Source organism: Bradyrhizobium sp. UFLA05-109 (assembly GCF_054185165.1).
Genome location: NZ_JBBIAR010000030.1, coordinates 1 through 18,851, shown reverse-complemented (window position 1 = coordinate 18,851; position 18,851 = coordinate 1). Strand labels below are relative to the sequence as shown.

18 protein-coding genes and 1 pseudogene are annotated in these 18,851 nt (G+C 64.0%); 7 read left to right on the top strand and 12 right to left on the bottom strand.

The genetic code is table 11. From position 1 onward, the window contains the following. The first annotated feature begins 138 nt into the window (after positions 1-138). The gene (gene flhA, locus Q3C01_RS22275) at positions 139-2,280 is read left to right on the top strand and encodes a flagellar biosynthesis protein FlhA (RefSeq protein ID WP_458147447.1); all 2,142 of its coding nucleotides are present in this window, start codon (positions 139-141) and stop codon (positions 2,278-2,280) included. 302 nt (positions 2,281-2,582) lie between these two features. Beyond that, positions 2,583-2,783 (top strand): hypothetical protein, encoded by a 201-nt coding sequence (locus Q3C01_RS22270; RefSeq protein WP_458147522.1) that lies wholly within the window; start codon positions 2,583-2,585, stop codon positions 2,781-2,783. A 342-nt stretch (positions 2,784-3,125) separates the two neighbouring features. Here the strand turns inward: Q3C01_RS22270 and Q3C01_RS22265 are convergent, their stop codons facing one another. From Q3C01_RS22265 to fliI, 7 genes are all read right to left on the bottom strand, one after another. Then, on the bottom strand, positions 3,126-4,355 hold the full coding sequence (locus Q3C01_RS22265; protein ID WP_458147446.1) for an NAD(P)/FAD-dependent oxidoreductase: 1,230 nt from the start codon (positions 4,353-4,355) through the stop codon (positions 3,126-3,128). A 45-nt stretch (positions 4,356-4,400) separates the two neighbouring features. Next, positions 4,401-5,330 (bottom strand): formylglycine-generating enzyme family protein, encoded by a 930-nt coding sequence (locus tag Q3C01_RS22260; protein ID WP_458147445.1) that lies wholly within the window; start codon positions 5,328-5,330, stop codon positions 4,401-4,403. Positions 5,331-5,611: 281 nt separating this feature from the next. Continuing rightward, positions 5,612-6,574, bottom strand: a complete 963-nt coding sequence (locus tag Q3C01_RS22255) for a helix-turn-helix transcriptional regulator (protein ID WP_458147444.1) — start codon at positions 6,572-6,574, stop codon at positions 5,612-5,614. 361 nt (positions 6,575-6,935) lie between these two features. Beyond that, positions 6,936-7,889 (bottom strand): anti-sigma factor, encoded by a 954-nt coding sequence (locus tag Q3C01_RS22250; RefSeq protein ID WP_458147443.1) that lies wholly within the window; start codon positions 7,887-7,889, stop codon positions 6,936-6,938. A 3-nt stretch (positions 7,890-7,892) separates the two neighbouring features. Beyond that, the gene (locus tag Q3C01_RS22245; RefSeq protein ID WP_458147442.1) at positions 7,893-8,438 is read right to left on the bottom strand and encodes a sigma-70 family RNA polymerase sigma factor; all 546 of its coding nucleotides are present in this window, start codon (positions 8,436-8,438) and stop codon (positions 7,893-7,895) included. A gap of 180 nt (positions 8,439-8,618) precedes the next feature. Beyond that, complete coding sequence (gene fliJ / locus Q3C01_RS22240) at positions 8,619-9,038, bottom strand: flagellar export protein FliJ (RefSeq protein ID WP_458147441.1); 420 nt, start codon at positions 9,036-9,038, stop codon at positions 8,619-8,621. A 119-nt stretch (positions 9,039-9,157) separates the two neighbouring features. Next, positions 9,158-10,483 (bottom strand): flagellar protein export ATPase FliI, encoded by a 1,326-nt coding sequence (fliI, locus tag Q3C01_RS22235; RefSeq protein ID WP_458147440.1) that lies wholly within the window; start codon positions 10,481-10,483, stop codon positions 9,158-9,160. Between the two features lie 391 nt (positions 10,484-10,874). Here fliI and ctrA point away from each other — a divergent pair, with 391 nt between their 5' ends. Then, positions 10,875-11,576, top strand: coding sequence for a response regulator transcription factor CtrA (gene ctrA, locus Q3C01_RS22230; RefSeq protein WP_016848562.1), 702 nt, complete (start codon positions 10,875-10,877; stop codon positions 11,574-11,576). Between the two features lie 104 nt (positions 11,577-11,680). Here the strand turns inward: ctrA and Q3C01_RS22225 are convergent, their stop codons facing one another. Then, positions 11,681-13,732 carry a phospholipase D-like domain-containing protein gene (locus Q3C01_RS22225; RefSeq protein ID WP_458147439.1) on the bottom strand — a complete coding sequence of 684 codons (2,052 nt, stop codon included), beginning with the start codon at positions 13,730-13,732 and terminating at the stop codon, positions 11,681-11,683. 137 nt (positions 13,733-13,869) lie between these two features. Between Q3C01_RS22225 and Q3C01_RS22220 the strand changes: the two genes are divergently transcribed. From Q3C01_RS22220 to Q3C01_RS22205, 4 genes are all read left to right on the top strand, one after another. Then, positions 13,870-14,274, top strand: coding sequence for a DUF350 domain-containing protein (locus Q3C01_RS22220; RefSeq protein ID WP_458147438.1), 405 nt, complete (start codon positions 13,870-13,872; stop codon positions 14,272-14,274). 2 nt (positions 14,275-14,276) lie between these two features. Beyond that, the gene (locus tag Q3C01_RS22215) at positions 14,277-14,666 is read left to right on the top strand and encodes a hypothetical protein (RefSeq protein WP_458147437.1); all 390 of its coding nucleotides are present in this window, start codon (positions 14,277-14,279) and stop codon (positions 14,664-14,666) included. A 66-nt stretch (positions 14,667-14,732) separates the two neighbouring features. Beyond that, positions 14,733-14,960: a hypothetical protein gene (locus Q3C01_RS22210; RefSeq protein WP_458147436.1), complete on the top strand. Its 228-nt coding sequence runs from the start codon at positions 14,733-14,735 to the stop codon at positions 14,958-14,960. A 3-nt stretch (positions 14,961-14,963) separates the two neighbouring features. After that, positions 14,964-16,124 carry a glutathionylspermidine synthase family protein gene (locus Q3C01_RS22205; protein ID WP_458147435.1) on the top strand — a complete coding sequence of 387 codons (1,161 nt, stop codon included), beginning with the start codon at positions 14,964-14,966 and terminating at the stop codon, positions 16,122-16,124. 58 nt (positions 16,125-16,182) lie between these two features. Here Q3C01_RS22205 and Q3C01_RS22200 read toward each other — a convergent pair whose 3' ends face one another. The 4 genes and pseudogenes from Q3C01_RS22200 to Q3C01_RS22185 form a co-directional block, all read right to left on the bottom strand. Continuing rightward, on the bottom strand, positions 16,183-17,055 hold the full coding sequence (locus Q3C01_RS22200; protein WP_458147434.1) for a CheR family methyltransferase: 873 nt from the start codon (positions 17,053-17,055) through the stop codon (positions 16,183-16,185). Then, complete coding sequence (locus Q3C01_RS22195; protein ID WP_458147433.1) at positions 17,052-18,239, bottom strand: protein-glutamate methylesterase/protein-glutamine glutaminase; 1,188 nt, start codon at positions 18,237-18,239, stop codon at positions 17,052-17,054. Before Q3C01_RS22195 ends, Q3C01_RS22200 begins: the two co-directional genes overlap by 4 nt. Before the next feature lie 76 nt (positions 18,240-18,315). Beyond that, positions 18,316-18,681 carry a response regulator gene (locus Q3C01_RS22190; protein ID WP_007600538.1) on the bottom strand — a complete coding sequence of 122 codons (366 nt, stop codon included), beginning with the start codon at positions 18,679-18,681 and terminating at the stop codon, positions 18,316-18,318. Positions 18,682-18,751: 70 nt separating this feature from the next. After that, positions 18,752-18,851, bottom strand: a pseudogene (locus Q3C01_RS22185) (chemotaxis protein CheW); the annotation flags it as partial.

The following is an 18,851-nucleotide window of genomic DNA, read 5'->3' as shown; positions in this document are numbered from 1 at the left end:
CGAGTGTCGTCGGCCGCGTAGAACGGGAGACCCCCCGTGGACGCCAGTGCGGTGCCTCACTTTCGGAACGGTGGCCCATCGGCCGCCGCGCAGACGTTTGGCGCGCGTGGGCGGCAATCGCGCGGGGAGGCAGCAACCATGGTCGACGTCACCGCGGGTAAGGGCATGGGCAGCCCGAAGCCCGGCCTCCCCTCCCTCGCCGAGATTGGCAACATCCTCAAGCGCGGCGACATCGCGCTCGCGCTCGGCATCCTCACCATCCTGGTGGTGCTGATCCTGCCGCTGCCCTCGATTATCCTCGATCTCTTCCTGGCGATCTCGATCACGCTCTCGATCCTGATCCTGATGACGTCGCTGTTCATCCAGGCGCCGCTTGAATTCTCCGCCTTCCCGACCATTCTGCTGATCTCGACCATGTTGAGACTGTCGCTCAACATGGCCTCGACCCGCCTGATCCTGTCGCGCGGCCACGAGGGCACGGATGCGGCCGGCCACGTCATCGAAGCCTTCGGCAACTTCGTGATGGGCGGCAATTTCGTGATCGGCATCATCGTCTTCGCCATCCTGATCATCGTCAACTTCGTCGTCATCACCAAGGGTTCGGGCCGCATCGCCGAGGTCGCGGCGCGCTTCCACCTCGACGCCATGCCCGGCAAGCAGATGGCGATCGACGCCGACCTGTCCGCCGGACTGATCGACGAGAAGGTCGCCAAGGAGCGCCGCAAGGCGCTGGAGGACGAGAGCGGCTTCTTCGGCGCCATGGACGGTGCCTCGAAATTCGTCCGCGGCGACGCCATCGCCGGTCTTTTGATCGTCTTCATCAACGTCGTCGGCGGCATGATCATCGGCGTCGCGCAGCAGGGCCTCTCCTTTGCCGACGCCGGGCGCAGCTATACGCTGCTGACCGTCGGCGACGGCCTCGTCACCCAGGTGCCGGCGTTGATCGTCTCGACCGCCGCCGGCCTGCTCGTCTCCAAGGCCGGCGTCTCCGGTGCTGCCGACAAGGCGCTGATGAAGCAGTTCTCCGGCTATCCGCAGGCGCTGGCGATGTCGTCGGCGGTGATGATCGTACTGGCGATCCTGCCGGGCATCCCAACCATCCCTTTCCTTGCGCTGGGCGCCGGCGCCGGCGCGCTCGCCTGGTCGGCGCGCAACCACAAGCGGACCACAGCAAGGGCCGAGGAAGCCGCCAAGGCCGCGCCCGCTCCAGGAACGCCCGGCGCGCCTGGCGCCGCCGCGGCCGAGGAGCCGATATCCGCGGCGCTGAAGATCGACGATCTCAAGATCGAGCTCGGCTACGCGCTTCTGCCACTGGTCAACGGACCCGACGGCACCGACCGCCTCACCGAGCAGATCAAGGCGCTCCGCCGCTCGCTCGCCATCGAGATGGGTTTCGTGATGCCGGCCGTCCGCATCCTCGACAACGTCCAGCTCGAGGCCAACACCTACATCATCAAGATCAAGGAGGTCGACGCCGGCACCGGCAAGATCTGGCCGAACCAATTCATGGTGATGGACCCCGCGGGCAACCAGGTGCAGGTGCCGGGCATCCACACCACTGAACCGACGTTCGGCCTACCCGCGACCTGGATCGATGCCAGCCTCAAGGAGGAGGCTTCGCTCAAGGGCTATACCGTCGTGGACGCCGCGACCGTGCTCTCCACCCACCTCACCGAGCTGCTCAAGACGAATATGTCTGACCTGCTGTCCTATGGTGAGGTGCAAAAGCTGCTCAAGGAGTTGCCGAAGGAGCAGAGCGAGCTGGTCAAAGACATCGTACCGGGCCAGGTCACCATCTCGGGCATTCAGCGCGTGCTGCAACTCCTGCTCGCCGAACGCATCTCGATCCGCGATCTCTCGACCATTCTGGAAGGCATCGCCGACTCGCTCGCCTTCTCGCGCAACCCCTCGACCATGGTCGAGCATGTCCGCGCCCGCCTCGCCCGGCAGATCTGCGCGCAGAACACGTCCTTCAACGGCTACCTGCCGCTGATCGCGCTGTCGGCGAGATGGGAACAGGCCTTTGCCGAATCGATCATCGGCCAGGGCGAGGAGCGCAGTCTGGCAATGCAGCCCTCGAAACTCTCCGAGTTCATGACGGCCGTGCGCGAGGCGTTCGAGCGTGCGGCGCGCGAGGGCGAGGCGCCGGTGCTCGTCACCTCTGCGGCAATTCGTCCCTTCGTGCGTTCCCTGGTGGAGCGGTTCCGCGCCCAAACCACCGTGCTGTCGCAGGCAGAAATCCATCCGCGGGCGCGGCTGAAAACCGTCGGAAGCATCTGATTTGCTTCTGATTTGCCCGATTTCCATTCGTGTTTTTTCGCCACAGGCAAATGGTTTTTGCGATTTTAGGACAACCCGCTGATTTGGCTCAGGAACTCCCGCCATACAGCTAACAGCCTGAGTTACCTGAATAAATATTCATGGTCGCGATTTTTTGGATCGCGGTCGTTCACGTCTTTTCACGCCCTTGTGAACGCCTCTTGGGAACGAATCCACCCAATACTACGTTGTTGGGCACCGAAGGCATGAACCTCGCCGTTGAAGTCGGCGACTACTTCGGTAGATGGCGGCAGGAGGCTTCCATGAACCACTCGATCTACAGCGCGGATCGATCGACCCATCTTAAGATCGTGGTCGTCGCTCTCGTTGCTGGCATCGCAGTGGCAGGCCTCGGCATCACGGCGCGATCGGGTTCCGATGACGGCATGACCCAGACCGCCCGCGTCATCAAGGCCGGTAAGCCGGTTGTGATCACCAGTACGAACGCTTCACTCGTTCGCTAGGGAGATTTGACGGAATTCAGGAATTCACGTGGCTCTTTACCAGCCCCCCAAAGTCGCCATGTGGATATGTAGACGACCCCAACCCCAAGTCGACTACAGAAAGCGCCCGCCCCCCACGGGCGCTTTCTCATGTCTGCGGGGACGATTTCGCTTCAACAGACATCGCGAACGTCTCGCCTCAAATACAGCTGTCATTCCCCGCGAAAGCGAATGCGGGGAATCCAATACGCCGCAACCTCTCCGTATCCATTCATCGCCTCTGGAATACTGGATCGTCCGCTTTCGCGGACGATGACACCGAGAGGTGGCGCAAGCTCCCGCCACACGATCATCGCTGTTGAGCTAACGAGAGCCCCCCGAAGCCCCGTAGGTCGGGGGCGGCGCCTGAACGGTCGGTGCAGCAGCAGCGAACAAATCCTCTTTGCTGCCGGTGAGTGGCGGGTAGATGCGCTGGTGATTAATGATCTGCTTGGTCGCTTTCGCCGCTGCCCCCGTCGTGCGCACCTCGCGGTCCCAGCCTTCAGTATAGAGAGCGCCCCAGCCACCGAGATCGAGCACGGTCACGTACCAGTCGATCCGCAGCGGCAGCAGCGGCTGGCCGACGAGATCGGCGACCACGTTGTGGCCGGCAAAGCGGCCCATAGGGCGCGCGAACTGGCAGGACATCACGGTCGGGTGCAGCCCGTCGACGACGCTCGAGGCGACATCACCTGCCGCGAAGACGTGAGCGAGACTGGCAACGCGCATGAAGGGATCGACCAGGATACGGCCCAGACGGTCCCGTTCGACCGGCAGCGTCGACGCGATCGGGCTCGCACGCATGCCCGCGCACCAGATCACCGTCTGCGTCGGAATGACTTCGCCAGAGCTCAAGCGGACGCCGGCCGCATCCATCGCCTCAACCCGCACACCGAGACGCGTCTCGACCTCGAGCGCTGCGAGCGCCTCGTTGATGACGGGACGGGCACGCTCGCCGATGGTCGCGCCGACAACCGGGTTCGGATCGACCAGGATAATGCGGCAGCCAGCGATGCCGGCGCGCGCGAGCCGGTCCGGCATCTCGGCCGCCACCTCGATGCCGGTGAAGCCGGCGCCGACCACCACGACCGTCGTTCGCCCCGGCGCCGGCGCGCTACCGCCGAGCGCGGCAAGATGGGTCTCGAGCCGGGCGGCGGCTGCATAAGTGTCAACATCGAAGGCGTACTCGGCGAGACCGGAAATATCCGGCCGCGGCACCTCACTGCCGAGCGCCAGCACCAGCCGATCATAGGCCACAATCTCGCGCGCGCCGTTCGCAGCAAGGGTCACGCTGCCCTTCGCAGCGTCGATGGCTTGGACGTCACCGAGCCTGTGATCGACACCAATCGGATCGAGCAGCTGCGACAGTGGAAGCGCGACCGCGCTCAGATCCACCTCGTAATTGCGTACGCGAATGTTGTGATAGGGATTCCGGTCGATGACGAGGATCTCGACGTCGCTGCCGGCCGCACCGACCTCGTCGCGCTTGCGGGCAGCGCCGATGGCGGCCCAAAGCCCCGCGAACCCGGCACCGAGCACAATGACACGCGCCATCCCAAGTCCTGCTTCAAGTCCTGCTTCAAGTCCTGCCTGCGCCGCCTACGGCCCCAGCGTCCGCGCCACGCGCACACTCATATAGCTCATCCGGTTCGGCGGACCAAACCAGAGGCGCGCGGCGGAGCGGCGCGTCTGGAGGGCGCGGCCGAAGGCACCGCCGCGCAGGACGTGGCCTTTACAATCATCCGCGAACCATGCCGAGCCGTCATTCGGCGCTCCGACGTAGTTATCGTGCCAGCAATCCTCGACCCAGTCGTAGACGCCGCCATGGACCTCGAAGAGGCCAAAAGGATTCGCCGAGGGCGGCGTGGATGCCGTGGTCGCGATCGTCACGATTCCGATATCGGCGACCAGATCGGCGGCCGCGATATCGGCGAGATGCGGATCGGCGCCATCGCCCCACCAAAATGCGGTGGTCGTGCCGGCGCGCGCAACATACTCGCGCTCGGCTTCGCTCGGGAGCCGGTAGGAACGGCCCGTCAATCGCGACAGCCACTGCACGTAGTGGTTTGCCTCCTGCCAGAGGATGCCGCTCACGGGATCGCCCGCGTACTCCGGCTCGGTCGGATGAGGACTGCACGCCTTGGCCGCCACGCAGGCGCTCCATTCCTCGACGCTGACGGGCCAGCTCCCTACCGCAAAGCGCTGCACCGTCACCTGGTGTTGCGGCCGCTCGTCCTCGGTACTTCCCACCTCTCTTGCGCTCGCGCCCATCATGAAGGTGCCGTCGGGGATTACCACCATCTCAGGGCAATGCGCGCATTCCCTGAAGCGATCCTTTGGCCTGAGCGCCGATTCCTCGCCGCGCGAGAGCGGCTTTGACAGGCGAATGTCGAGAACGCTCGCATCGGTGCTCGCCAATGCCAGGCTGGTCGGAGGTTGCTCGATGGTTTGCGCCGACGCGAGCGGCGCCGATAGAGCAGACATCAGCAAGGCTAACAGGGCAAACGGCCGGTCAATGAACCCGCCCATGAGACCCTCCCGGTCACGTCAGTGTGACCTTCAAAATGACTTCTTCAAAAACGTGCTTCGAATACCGACAAAGCTCGTCGACGATCAGCATATTTGCGCGCGAAAAGCGCCGCTCAATCTGATGATGATGCGAGGCGAATGTTTCAGGCGTGTTTCGCGGCGCGCCAAAGCAGCTTCGCGGTGAAGCGCTTTGTCGCTTTTGACGGCGACAAAACGTCTCAACTTCACGCGCGGCGTGCGCCGGTGCCGAATTCACGACATGATTGCAGATATCGGCGCGATCACGCCTCGCGCAGCTCCGACGGAGTCGTACCGAACCGCTTGCGGAAGGCGCGGTTGAAATAGGACAGATCCGCAAAGCCCGAGGAATGCGCGATGTCGCTGATCTTGCGTGCGCGCGAGCGCGGATCCTGCAACAGCTTTCGCGCGAGCAGGAGGCGCTGCTCGAGTACGAATTCGGTGAAAGTTGTGCCGGCCTGCTCGAACAGGCGCTGCGCCTGGCGCGGGCTGAGGCCCGAGCGTCCGGCGACTTCCGACAGACTGAGATCGTTGCGGCCGAGCGACGACATCACGTCGGCGCGCATCAGATCGAGACGCACGGCAGCGTGACCACGGCCGCGGGCAAGCGCCGCCTGCTCCGCATCGGTGCCGAGCAGGAGGCCGACGAGATCGACCATGTGCTGCGCGGTGAGGCGCTGGCCGACTGCATCGAGAAGCGGCGCGTGATTGGCGGCGAGCGTATGATAGCGCGTGATGGTTTCGGCGACCGCGCCGTCGGAGAGGAGTTGCGAGATCTTCTCCTCGGCGCGCGGATTGATCTCGAGCAGTGCGCGGCGCGGCATGCGGATGGTGGTGAAACGGTCCTGCTCAGTATGGCCGACCGTGCCGGTGACGCTGAGATCAGCGAGCACCATCTGCGACGGCGCGAGCTCGAGTGTGTGGCCGTTCTGCTGCACGCGGACGAGGCCCGAATGCGCCGAGATCAGCACGAGGTCATCGCAGCCGTCGGCGAGGCCTCCTTGCGTGCGCGAGAACTGAGCGGAGGCGCCTTCGGGAATCCCGAGCACGATGTTGCCGACCAGGCTGACCTGAAGGCGGCAATCAATGCTGTCTCCGCGGCTCGGCGCGACGTCGAGCCCGCACGATCCGAAAGCCCGCTCACGCCAGTGCTCGAACGCCGGACCGCGCGGCAGCCCCGTATACTGATGAATGAAGATGCCCGGCGGCTTCGCTGGATCCAGCATTCGATATCTCTCGCCCCTTCACTCCGGCGCCAACCGCGCCGGCACTGCCAAATTGCGCGGATTTGACGCAGTGAAACGGAAGGAGGTTCAAATGGGGCGCTGGAGTCCGCCAGGATTGTCGGAATACGACGTAAAGATGGACCATGACGACAAAGCAGGCCGTAGAATTACGGGCGCGGCCATTGCGAGTGTTGAGAACGCGCTCACCACATTCTCAACCGTCACCGCCCGCGAAAGCGGGCGATCCAGTATTCCAGAGGCAGTGACGGGATACGGAAGAGCCGCGGCGTACTGGATTGCCCGCTTACGTGGGGAATGACGAAGATGGGCAGGTTAGAGCGTAGCCCAATCGACGGCGTCGCTACTTGTTTGCGCCTGCGGGCGCCTGCGGCTGAGACGGCGGCACGGTCTCGATCAGCTTGCCGGAAAATACCGGCGCGGATGTCGGCTGGCCGCTGGGCGAGCCTCCGGCCGGCTCGACGGTGACGGCGTAGGTGGCGGCATTGATGACGTCGACATCGTAGCCGGCGAGCACCGGGCGCGCGGTGAAATCGCCATTGTTGATCACGCCGAGCGAGCGCGGGCGCGGCAGCTTGTCGGAGATCAGCCAGAGCTCAAAGCTCTTGCCCGGCTCCGGAGTGGCGCCCACTTTGCGGACCGTGAAATTCTTGGTCGCGCCGTCGATGGTGAGGATGAAGGCGGGGCCGCCACCCTGTCCCTGCAACAGCGCGACATATTGCGACGACGGCGTGAGCGGCGTGGCCGGCGTCTTCACCTCGACGGTCTGGATCCGCGGCGCGGGACGGAGCGCACCAGGCAGCGCATCGGGCTTCAGGATCTGAAGCGACAGCACCACAAAGAGCGCGGCGGCAAGCGCACTGAGGCCGGAAGCGATGCTGCGCCAGCGCTTCACGCGGCCTTCGAGATAGATGACGTTGGTGTCGTCGACGATCGGCACCTGCGGCAAGGTAAATTCGGGCGGCGTATGGACTTGTGGCACGAATTGCGGCGCAGTGTCCGGCTCGGCCGGCGGCTCCGGCAGCGGAGACGTCGGCGCCTCGGGCAGCGCCTGCGGCTCCTCCGTTGCCCGAATCGGTTCGATCGCGGCCTTGATGTTTTCCCACACGATCGGCCGCGGCTCGACTGAGCCGACCATCTGGTTCAACACGCCCAGCCGCAATTGCCAGGCCTGCACGAGGCCGGCGAACTCCTTGTCCACCGCCATCATGGTCTCGACCTGCGCGCGCTCGTCGGCATCGAGTGTGCCGAGTGCATATTCCGCGGCGAGCGCGATATGGTCCTCAGTGTAGGCCATCAATTACAATCCAAGGCACTCCCGGATATCCATCATGCTGCGCCTCAGCCACGTCTTCACCGTGTTGACGGGCGCAGAAAACTTCTCCGCCAGCTGCTCGCGGCTCCAGCCGTTGTAATAGGCGAGAAGCACGAGCTTCTGGCGGTCCGGCTCGAGCCGGCCGACACATTCCAGGAGTCGCTTCAACTCCTCCGTCATCTCGCGCCGCGCGAGCGGATCGGGGCTGTCGGCGGCAACCTCCATCGCCTGCGGCTCCTCCTCGATCGAGGCTTCGGTCTTCTTGCGCACCAGGTCGATGGCGCGGTTGCGCGCAATCGACGCCATCCACGTGATCGGCGAGGACAGCGCCGGATTGAACTGGCCCGCACTGCTCCAGATCCTGACGTAGGTCTCCTGAATGACCTCCTCCGCGAGGTCCTGTCGGCGCAAGATACGGAGCACGACGCCATAGAGTTTCGCGCGCGTGGCACCGTAGAGGCGCTCGAAAGCCGCCTCGTCGCCCTTCGCCACCGCTGCGATCAGCCAGACCAGATCTGCTGGCGTCAGCATTCAGTCCCCCAACGCGCCGCCCCGTCGCTTTCCCGCGAGGCCCCTGCAACCCCACCACCATAGCGCGCAGCAAACCCCGCCACAAAGGGGCCGGGCGCCACGCTGTGGACATCACACGCGAAAAACCCGGACCCCTTTCGGGGCCGGGCTCACGCTATTCCCTGGCTGTCGCGAAGAGCGTTAGGCGATGGCGCCCATGCGGGCTCGCATCAGGCCGATGCTGTCGAGGTCGGCCTGCTCGCGGGCGCTCTCCTCGGCGCGCTCGCGCGCCTGGTCGCGCTCGTCCAGGAGCTCGACTTTCTTCAACTCCTCAAAAGCCTCGGCCAACGCGCCCTTGGCCTCTTCGAGCTGGCCCCTCAGCTCGTCCGCCGAGCGGGTCAGGTTCTCGCGGCGCTGGATCGCGGCCTTGGCATAGGTCGGGTAGGCGAAATGCGAGGGATCGTTGATCCCGGCGCGCTCCTGCTCGGTCAGGATCTCGCGCTCGAGATCGACTGACATGCGCTGGAAGTCCGCGATCATGCTCTCGATCTGGGTGACCCTGCGGCGCTTCTCGTCGACCTGAAATTTCTTCAGGCGAATGAGCGTTTCACGTGACTTCATCGACTCGTACTCCCCAGAAGTCCCCTAGCTGCACGTGGGACAACACCGGCCCCCCCGATCCCGAAATTGGGCCCCGACCGGCTCTGCTACTCTCTGGAGCGGATGATGGCCTGACAAAGTTAGCGTTCCGTTTCCAAATTCTGGAGGATTTGCGCCAACTGGCGGTAGCCATCCGCCAAACCGGCACTTTCGTCCTTGCGCTGCCGCAGGAACGCCTCCAGCGGCTCATGGAGCCGGATCGCCTCGTCGACCTCGGGGCTGGCCCCCGCCCGGTAGGCGCCAAGCCGGATCAGTTCCTCCATGTCGGCATAGGTCGCCATCACCTGGCGAGCCTTCTGAATGGTCGGCCAGAACTGCGGGTCGGCCGATTTCGGCATGGTACGGGAGACGGATTTGAGGATGTTGATGGCGGGGTAGCGCCCGCGCTCGGCGATCGAGCGCTGCATCACGATGTGACCGTCGAGGATGCCGCGGACGGCGTCCGCGATCGGCTCGTTATGGTCGTCGCCATCGACCAGCACCGTGAAGATTGCGGTGATGGCACCAACTCCCATGCCGGGACCTGCGCGCTCCAGGAGCTTCGGCAGTTCGGTGAAGACGGTCGGCGTATAGCCCTTGGCCGTCGGCGGCTCGCCGGCGGAGAGGCCGATCTCGCGTTGGGCCATGGCAAAGCGAGTCACGGAGTCCATCAGGCACAGCACGTCCTGATCCTCGTCGCGAAAATATTCGGCGATCGCAAGCGTCAGATACGCGGCCTGGCGCCGCATCAGCGCCGGCTCGTCTGATGTCGCGACCACGACGACAGAGCGCGCCAGCCCCTCTTCACCAAGATCGTCCTGCAAGAACTCCTGCACCTCGCGGCCGCGTTCGCCGATCAGGCCGATGACGCTGACATCGGCGTCGACGTTGCGCGCGAGCATCGACAACAGCACGGACTTGCCGACGCCGGAGCCGGCAAAAATGCCCATGCGCTGGCCACGGCAGCAGGTCAGGAACGTGTTGAGCGCGCGCACGCCGAGATCGAGCGGCGCGCCGACGCGCTTCCTCGAATGCGCCGGCGGCGGCGAATTGCGGAACGGCATCGGCGAGCTGCCCTGCAGCAGCGGCCCCTTGCCATCGATCGGCTCGCCCAGTGCATTGACGACGCGGCCGAGCCAGGCCGCTGACGGCCGCACCTGGTTGGCGGCATTCGCGATGACAGCCTTGCAGCCGCGCCGCACGCCCTCGAGTCCGGCGAACGGCATCACGACAGCGTTGTTGCCGGAAAAACCGATCACCTCGCAGGGAATGAAGCGGTTCGCGCCGGTCTCGATCACGAGCCGCGCACCGACCGACATCGCGTGAATAGGACCGGCAACCTCGACCATCAGGCCGCGTACCCCGACGACGCGACCGTATATATTGACGCCGTCGATGTCCCCGATCTGCTCGGCAAGCGCCTTCATGACTCAGCCTTCATCCGGGCCCTTCATGACGAAACCCTTAAATTTCGCCACATTTCTGAACGGCGCTTAACTTCGTGTTTACCCGCATCATTAATCATTGCGTCACTGTCTTTGTGACTGAGCGCCTGCCCGACAGAAGAAGGGGAGTCGCGAGAGTCGGTTAGGCCCGTCTCTTAAAGTGGAACTTGAACGGAACCGAGTAACGAAAACTGCTTCTGCGCAACATCTTAGGGCGATTCGACAAAAATTGCACCGCGGGCTCTTGCGTTCCAGAATCAGACTTTGTTAACCATGTGACGTCAGGATCCGAATCAGTTGTTCAAAGGCGTTTTGTTGAGTGCCGCGAATGCGGCCGACCTGACGCCCGGAGCGGCGACTATGGGGAACTGGCATGCGCGTTTTGCTGATAGAAGATGACAGCGCCGTCGCGCAGTCGATCGAGCTGATGCTGAAGTCTGAAAGCTTCAACGTCTATACGACCGACCTGGGGGAAGAGGGCGTCGATCTCGGTAAGCTATACGATTACGACATTATTCTTCTCGACCTCAACCTGCCCGACATGTCCGGTTACGACGTGCTCAAGCAGCTCCGGGTCTCCAAGATCAAGACACCGATTCTGATCCTCTCCGGCCTCGCCGGCATCGAGGACAAGGTCAAGGGTCTCGGCGTCGGCGCCGACGACTACATGACCAAGCCGTTCCACAAGGACGAGCTGGTGGCCCGCATCCACGCGATCGTGCGCCGCTCCAAAGGCCATGCCCAGTCGGTCATCCAGACCGGCGACCTCGTCGTCAACCTCGACACCAAGACGGTGGAAGTCGGCGGCCAGCGCGTGCATCTGACCGGCAAGGAATACCAGATGCTGGAGCTGCTCTCGCTCCGCAAGGGCACGACGCTCACCAAGGAAATGTTCCTCAACCACCTCTATGGCGGCATGGACGAGCCGGAGCTGAAGATCATCGACGTCTTCATCTGCAAGCTCCGCAAGAAGCTCGCCAACGCCTCCGAAGGCCGTAACTTCATCGAGACCGTGTGGGGTCGCGGCTACGTGCTGCGCGAGCCGCACGAGGCCGACGAGCGGATCCCGGCTTAAGACCTGCTTCTGTCGCGAGCCGAACGGCTCGCTCCTCCCCGACTGGACCCCGCCGCAAATGGCGGGGTTTTCGTTTTTGGAATGGCCAGTCGTGGCCGTTTTTATCAACGGCTCCGCTTCCTGCTCGCCTTTTTCGCGCTCGCAGCAATCTTCTTGGAAGCCTTCCCTGCGGTCTTTTTCGATGCTTTCGCGGGCTTCTTGCCTTGCTTCTGCGAGGCCGCCTTCGCCTGTGGAGCCTTCTTTGGCTTGCTGGGTTTGGCGCCGGCAGGCTTCGGCTGCGCCCCTGATTCCGCCAGAGCGATCGGATTGGCCGCCGGCTTGTGCGAAGCGGACGCAATGCCTCTGCTCGCCGCCGCAAGCCAGAACCTCAATTCCGGCGACTTGACGCTTGGTCCCTGGATGTAGCGCTCCTGCCAGGTATCGTCGCCTTGCAGCGGCTTGCCGAACACCTCCGGATGCGTCTGCAGCAGGAAGCGCCAAGCGTAGTGATCATAGAGATCGAGCACGTGACAGGCATAGGCCTCCGCCAGCCCGCGATGGCCGCGGACGATGACCATGTTCTCGTCGTTGTTGTGGGAGGCGCGGAAGCCGAGATTGTGCGAGCCGGTGACGACAACGCAGTCGTCGCTAAACGGATCGATCACCACGATCTTGTTGTGGATGATGGCAAAGCCGAACTTGGCAAGCTCGCCTTCCCAGGCGCCGAAGGCATCGTGCGACGTCACCGCCCCTGCTGGCACGGCACGGAAATCGATCTCACCGGGAGCGCCTTGCTTCTTTGGCTTGCCGGATTCGCCGACCACGGTCACGCCGCCCTGCGATCCCTGCGACGAGTCGTCTTCATCGTCGGCAGCTTCAGTTGCGCCACCCGAATGCAGCGCTGCGGAGAAATTCTTCGCGCGCACGGGGCTCGTCAGCGCGCCCCGCACGAAGAGGTCGGGCTTCTCCTTCAAGAGCTGGCCGGCCTGATCGAGGATCGAGTTGTTGCCGGGGTCGAACGCCAGGAACAGGATCGCCTGCTTGGCTCCGCTCATCAGCTCGAACACCCGCCCCATGTCGTTGGGTGTGTCGGGATGCTTCGATAGCTTGTGCGGCGTGTTCGGCGAGAACATCAGCTCGATGGTCACGCCGTTGCCGAGGCTGATCGGTGACGCGATCGACTTGTCGTTGTTGCCATGCGCAAACTTGCGCAGGGTTGGCGATTGCAATCTGCTCTTGTCGTCCTGGGCCGCGTCGACGTCGGCCTTCAGCGCCGTCCAATAGTCGAGATAGCGCTGCGCGACGTCCTTCGACTCGATCACCAGCGCATTGTTGGTCTGGGTGCACAGGCCGGTGCTGGTCCAGTTGGTCGAACCCGACAGCGTGGCGATCGGCGTGTCATTCTGGGTCAGGACCATGAACTTGTTGTGCGGGATGTCGCCCTTGCCGAGGATGCGGTCGATCACGTTGACGCCGGCCGCCTTCAGCGCGGCGCGATTGGCCTTGTCCGCGTCGTCGCTGTCCGGTGCCTGCTCGTTGCCGAGGATAACGTTGCGACTGTGGGAATTGGCCCGGAGTTGCTTCTCCAGCCCGTTCGGATCGTTGAGCTCGTAGAGCGCGGCATGAATAACGCCACCGTTCTTGTCGGCCCGGGCAAGAAGCGACGTCAGGCCTTCCTGCAACTGTCCCATCAGGTGGATGCGAATCGGATCGCCGGGATCGAGGATGTGAGGCTGCAGCGCGTCGATGCTGGGGTGACCATGCAGGGCTTGCGACAGCGCCTGGGTTGCCGTGATGCCGCGGTTGAAATATGCGCTGAAGGGCGGTCGGCTTGGCGTCAGCGTGACCTGGTTGCTGAGCAGCGGCGTGATCCCTGCAAGCGGCGTCAACGTCTGGCCCGGCGCGCCACCCATGGGAACAATGCGATACTGATAGGTGCCGCCGCGCCTGGCGAAGAGATCCTTCCACCAGAATTTCTGGACCGGCGCCTGCTCGGTCGTCAGCTTCGCGGCTGTATTCTGATTGGCAAATCGCGCAAGCGCGGGCAGGACCGTCTCGTGGTTCCCGGCGTCGACATCGATCTGGTGGATCGCAAAGCCAAGACAGCCATCGAGGTGACGGTCGAACGTCCAGGCAACAACGGCAATGTCATTGTTGGAAAACGCAATTGCAGGCATTGAACCGCTCCTTGGGCTCGGGCCGAATGAAAAACGCTCAAGTTGCAAGCGAACGTTATTGCTCGCAAGGAACTTTAAATCCTGGATGACAAGTCACGAAATTATCCGCAGGATAAGTGTGCTCGGGGGAACGACTGATGATTCTGCAATCGCTCGCGGGGCTGCCCGCTTTTCTCGTCTATTTCTGCACCGGGCTGGTGGCGATCGTGGCCTATCTGTTCGTCTACACCCGCATCACGCCGCACAACGAATTCCAACTCATCCGCGACAATGATCCGGCCGCCGCGATCGCGCTGGGCCTGAGCCTGCTCGGCTTCGTCGCACCTCTGTTCAGTGCCATCGCACATTCAGCCAATGTGGTGGACTGCCTGATCTGGGCGTTCATCGCACTGATCGTCCAGGTCGTCGTGTTCTACGTGGTGAAGGTGCCGGTGCCGAACCTTTCGGCGCGGATCGCCGCGGGCGACATGGCGCCCGCGATCTGGCTCGGCCTTTCCTCGCTCGCCGCAGGCCTCTTGAATGCCGCCTGCATGATCTACTGACCATGGCCGAAAAGCGCCCCAACAAGGAGTTCGGCAAGCGTCGGCCACAGCCCTTGCCGCTGCCACCAAAGGAGCCGGTAAAACGCTCCGGCCATGTCGCGCTGCTGGTCATGGGCACGATCGCGGTCGGCACCACCGCCTACGCGCTGATGCCGCGGGAGAACTGCGACCCGCCTGGCATGGCGGCGCCGGCGCAACCCAACACGGCCTGCACCAGCCGAAGCTCGTCCGGCGGAAGCGGTGGCCATTGGTCATCGCGCTCGAGCTTCTTCAGCAGCGATTCGTCGAGTCATTCCTCATCCGGTGGCTCGTCCGACTCGAGCTCCGGCGGCGTGACGCGGGGCGGCTTCGGCTCGTTCGCACATGCCTTCGGCTTTTCGGGGAGCGGGTGAGCCGGGCCAACTTTTGAATTCACCGCCATTGGCCGGTCTGCTTAACTGCGGGCGGGAGGAAGTGACATGAAACGTTCGCGACGGGTCGTGCTCACCTTGATGGGCAGTGCCGCGGTCGGCGCGGTCTCGATGGGATTTGTGCGGCGGCCCTATGACTGCGGATCCGGAATGACGGCGGTTCCCGGCATCGACGGACAACCCTATTGCCGCCCCGCCACCTATGGCGGCTTCGGCGGCACGCTGCATGTCGTCCACGGGCACGGCGGCCATGGTCACGGCCATGGCGGCGGCTAGCGCATGCAGCGGATCGCCTGTCCCGAGCGCGACGACTGGGAGCAAACCGCGCAGCAATGCGGCTTCGACTTCCATACCATCGACGGTGAGCGCTACTGGGATGAGCGCGCCTATTACGCCTTCACACTCGACGAGATCGAGCGCGGGGTCGAAACGCCGACCGGCGAGATCGACGCGATGTGCCTCGAGCTCGCCGGCCGCATCATCCTTGATGAGCGGCTGCTGGAGCGGTTGAAGATCCCTGAGGGCTTCTGGGACCTGATCGCCGACAGCTGGGAGCGCGATGACCGCAGCCTGTACGGCCGGCTCGACCTGAAGTTCGACGGCACGTCACCGGCCAAGCTGCTCGAATACAACGCGGATACACCAACCTCGATCTTCGAGGCTGCGGTGTTTCAATGGACCTGGCTCGAACAGGCGATCGAGCGGCGTAGCATTCCGGCGCGCGCCGACCAGTTCAACTCCATCCATGAGCGACTGATCGAGACCTGGGGGACGATCGCTGCAGGCCAGCATCTGCATCTCACCGGCACGACCGGCAACGAAGAAGACGCCGGCACGCTCGCTTATCTCGAAGACACCGCGCGCCAGGCGGGGCTAGCGACCACGCTGCTCGACATCGAGGAGATCGGCTGGCGCGAGGTTGACGGCGGCTTCGTCGATCTCGACGACCGCGACATCGCGCTCGCTTTCAAGCTCTATCCCTGGGAATGGATGTTCCACGATGCCTTCGGCGCCAAGCTCAAGGAGGCGCCGACGCGCTGGATCGAGCCGCCGTGGAAGGCGGTGCTCTCCAACAAGGGCATCCTGCCGCTGCTCTGGGAGATGTTTCCGAACCATCCCAACCTGCTGCCGGCCTTCTTCGAAGATGATCCGCGCGCGGCCGAGCTCGGCAGCTCCTACGTGCGCAAGCCGCTGCTGTCGCGCGAAGGCGCCAACGTCACGCTGGTCTCCGGTGGTGTCTCGCTCGACGAGCACGCGGGCCCCTACGGCGCCGAAGGTTTTGTGCGCCAGGCGCTGTCACCGCTGCCGAACTTCTCTGGGTTCTATCCGGTGGTCGGAAGCTGGCTCGTCAACCACGAGCCGTGCGGCCTGTCGATCCGCGAGGACGAGAGCCCCATCACCGGCAACAGCTCGCGATTTTTGCCGCACGCGATCTTGTGAGCGTCTGTCATTCCGGGGCGCGACGAGGTCGCGAGCCCGGAATGGCGAGAAGAGCATCTCACCGCGCCGCGGCGATCCTCATGCCTGCAAGCATCGACGCGCCGGCCGGACGGGCGCCGCGCGCCGGATTGATCTGGTAGAGGCCGCGGCGGTCGGCGACGGGACGGAATGCGTCGGTGATACCGACGACGGACTCGGCGGCACCAAGCAGCAAGGTGCCATCCGTCTCAAGGCTCTTCGCCATGCGTTCGAAGATCACCGCCTTGGTGTCCTGGTCGAAATAGATCAGCACGTTACGGCAGAAGATGACGTCGAAGGTGCCGAGATGCGAGAAATCCTGCAGCAGGTTGAGCTGGCGGAACTGCACCATTGAGCGCACGTCGGCATTGAGCTGCCAGATGTCGCCGGACTGGGTGAAGTATTTCACCAGCAATTGAATCGGCAGGCCGCGCTGCACCTCGAACTGGCTGTAGACGCCGGCCTTGGATTTCTCCAGCACCTCCTGCGACAGATCGGTCGCGACGATCTCGATGCGCCAGCCGGCGAGCGCGGCGGCCTTCTCCTTCAGGCACATCGCGATCGAATAAGGCTCCTGCCCGGTCGACGATGCCGCCGACCAGATACGCAGGCTTTTGCGCGCCGCGCGCGCCTGGATCAGGCCAGGCAAGATGGTGTCGCGCAGATGATCGAACGGCACCTTGTCGCGGAAGAAGAAGGTCTCGTTGGTGGTCATCGCCTCGACCACGTCGGTGGCGAGCCTGGCGTCGCCGTTCCTGATTTTCTGTACGAGATCGGGAATGGCGGTGAGGCCCGCCTTGCGCGCGAGCGGCATGAGCCGGCTCTCGACCAGGTAGGTCTTGTCGGCGGAGAGATCGAGGCCCGAACGCTCCTTCAGGAACTTACGCAGATATTCATAATCCATCGGCGTCACGAGCGGTCTCCCGAAAACAGCCGATTGACCTTCGGCGCAATCTGATTGAGCGGCAGGATCGCGGCGCAGATGCCGGCATTCGCGGCCGCGCCCGGCATGCCCCACACCACGCTGGAAGCTTCGTCCTGCGCGATCACGCTGCCGCCGGCGGCGACGATGTCCTTGCCGCCTCGCATGCCGTCCGAACCCATGCCGGTCAGGATCACCGCGAGAATGCCGCCGTGCCAGAGGTCGATGGCGGAGGTGAAGAGCGGATCGACTGCAGGCTTGCAGAAGTTCACCGCAGGTCCGTCGTCGAGCGCGATCGCGGCCTCAACGCCGCTGCGCACCACGCGCATGTGCTTGCCGCCCGGCGCCAGATAGATTTGGCCCGGCTTCACCGCCTCGCCATCGATCGCCTCATGCGCGGGCCTGCGGCTCGAGCGCGCCAGATGCTCGGCCAGAATGGTGGTGAAGGTCGGCGGCATGTGCTGGGTAATGAGCACCGGGAAGCGATCGATCACCGGACCGAGTTCGGTCACCAGCGACATCAGTGCCTGCGGCCCGCCGGTCGAGGACCCGATCAACAGCACCTTCGGGGCCTGCGTCGAGAACGAGCGCTTGACGAGCGAGGCGGCGGAAGCCGCCGGAGCAGCCGGTGCCGGTGCCGCGGGACGCGCGGCGGGCTCGCGCGCAAGCGGAGCCGGGCTCGCGGGCGCGAGCGACGGGCTTGCGACCGCCGCCTTCCTGCGCAGCCGCGCGCCGAGATGACGGATCTTCTGGATCAGGTCGTGATGGAAGATGTCGGCGGCGGAGGCCTCGCGGGTCGATTCCGGCTTCGGAATGTAATCGGCCGCGCCCAGCGACAGCGCCTTGAAGCTGATCTCCGCGTTACGCCGGGTCAACGTGGAGGCCATGATGATGACGAGATCGCGCTTCTTGGCCAGAAGCTGCGGCAGCGCCGTGAGGCCATCGAGTTCGGGCATTTCGATGTCGAGCACGGCGACATCGGGGTTGATGCGTTCGAGCTGGTTGACCGCCTCAAGTCCGGTGCGCAAGGAGGCCGCGACCTCCATGTCGTGCTCGGCGCCGATCCAGCGCGAGATCAGACCGCGGATGACGACGGAATCGTCGACGATCATCACGCGCAGTGGCCCTTCCCGCGACGGACTGACAGTCGAACTTCCAGCGAACGCAACACTCATTACTCACCAACTCAGACTGGAACGGTTCAGTTGAAAACAAACGCCGAAGGATCCGTTCAGCCCTCGGGCAGCACGGTCATATGAGGCCGACTTCCTGGAACTTCGCCGTCACGATGTCCTTGTCGAACGGCTTCATGATGTACTCGTTGGCACCGGCATGCAGCGCGCGCGCGATATGCGCGACATCATTCTCGGTGGTGCAGAACACCACCTTGGGCTGGTCGCCGCCGGGCATGCGGCGCAGGTGGCCGAGGAATTCGTAGCCGTCCATGACCGGCATGTTCCAGTCGAGCAGCACGGCATCGGGCAGCCCGCGCTTGCAGGCTTCCAGCGCCTTCTCGCCATCCTCGGCTTCGAGGATCTGGAAGTCGAGGCCTTCCAGGATGCGGCGCGCAACCTTGCGGATGACACTGGAGTCATCAACGACGAGACAAGTTCTCATGTGAGCCTCTACTTCCTGTCCCCGGCGGGACACTTCCAATTGCAGGTCGGTCGGTGGGCTGACCGTCGTCTCAGGCCGCCATCATTTCGGGCGCGAGTTCGAGAACGCGATCGACATCGAGAACGACCATGAGCTGGCCGTCGAGACGGTGGACGCCGCCGGCAAGCTTG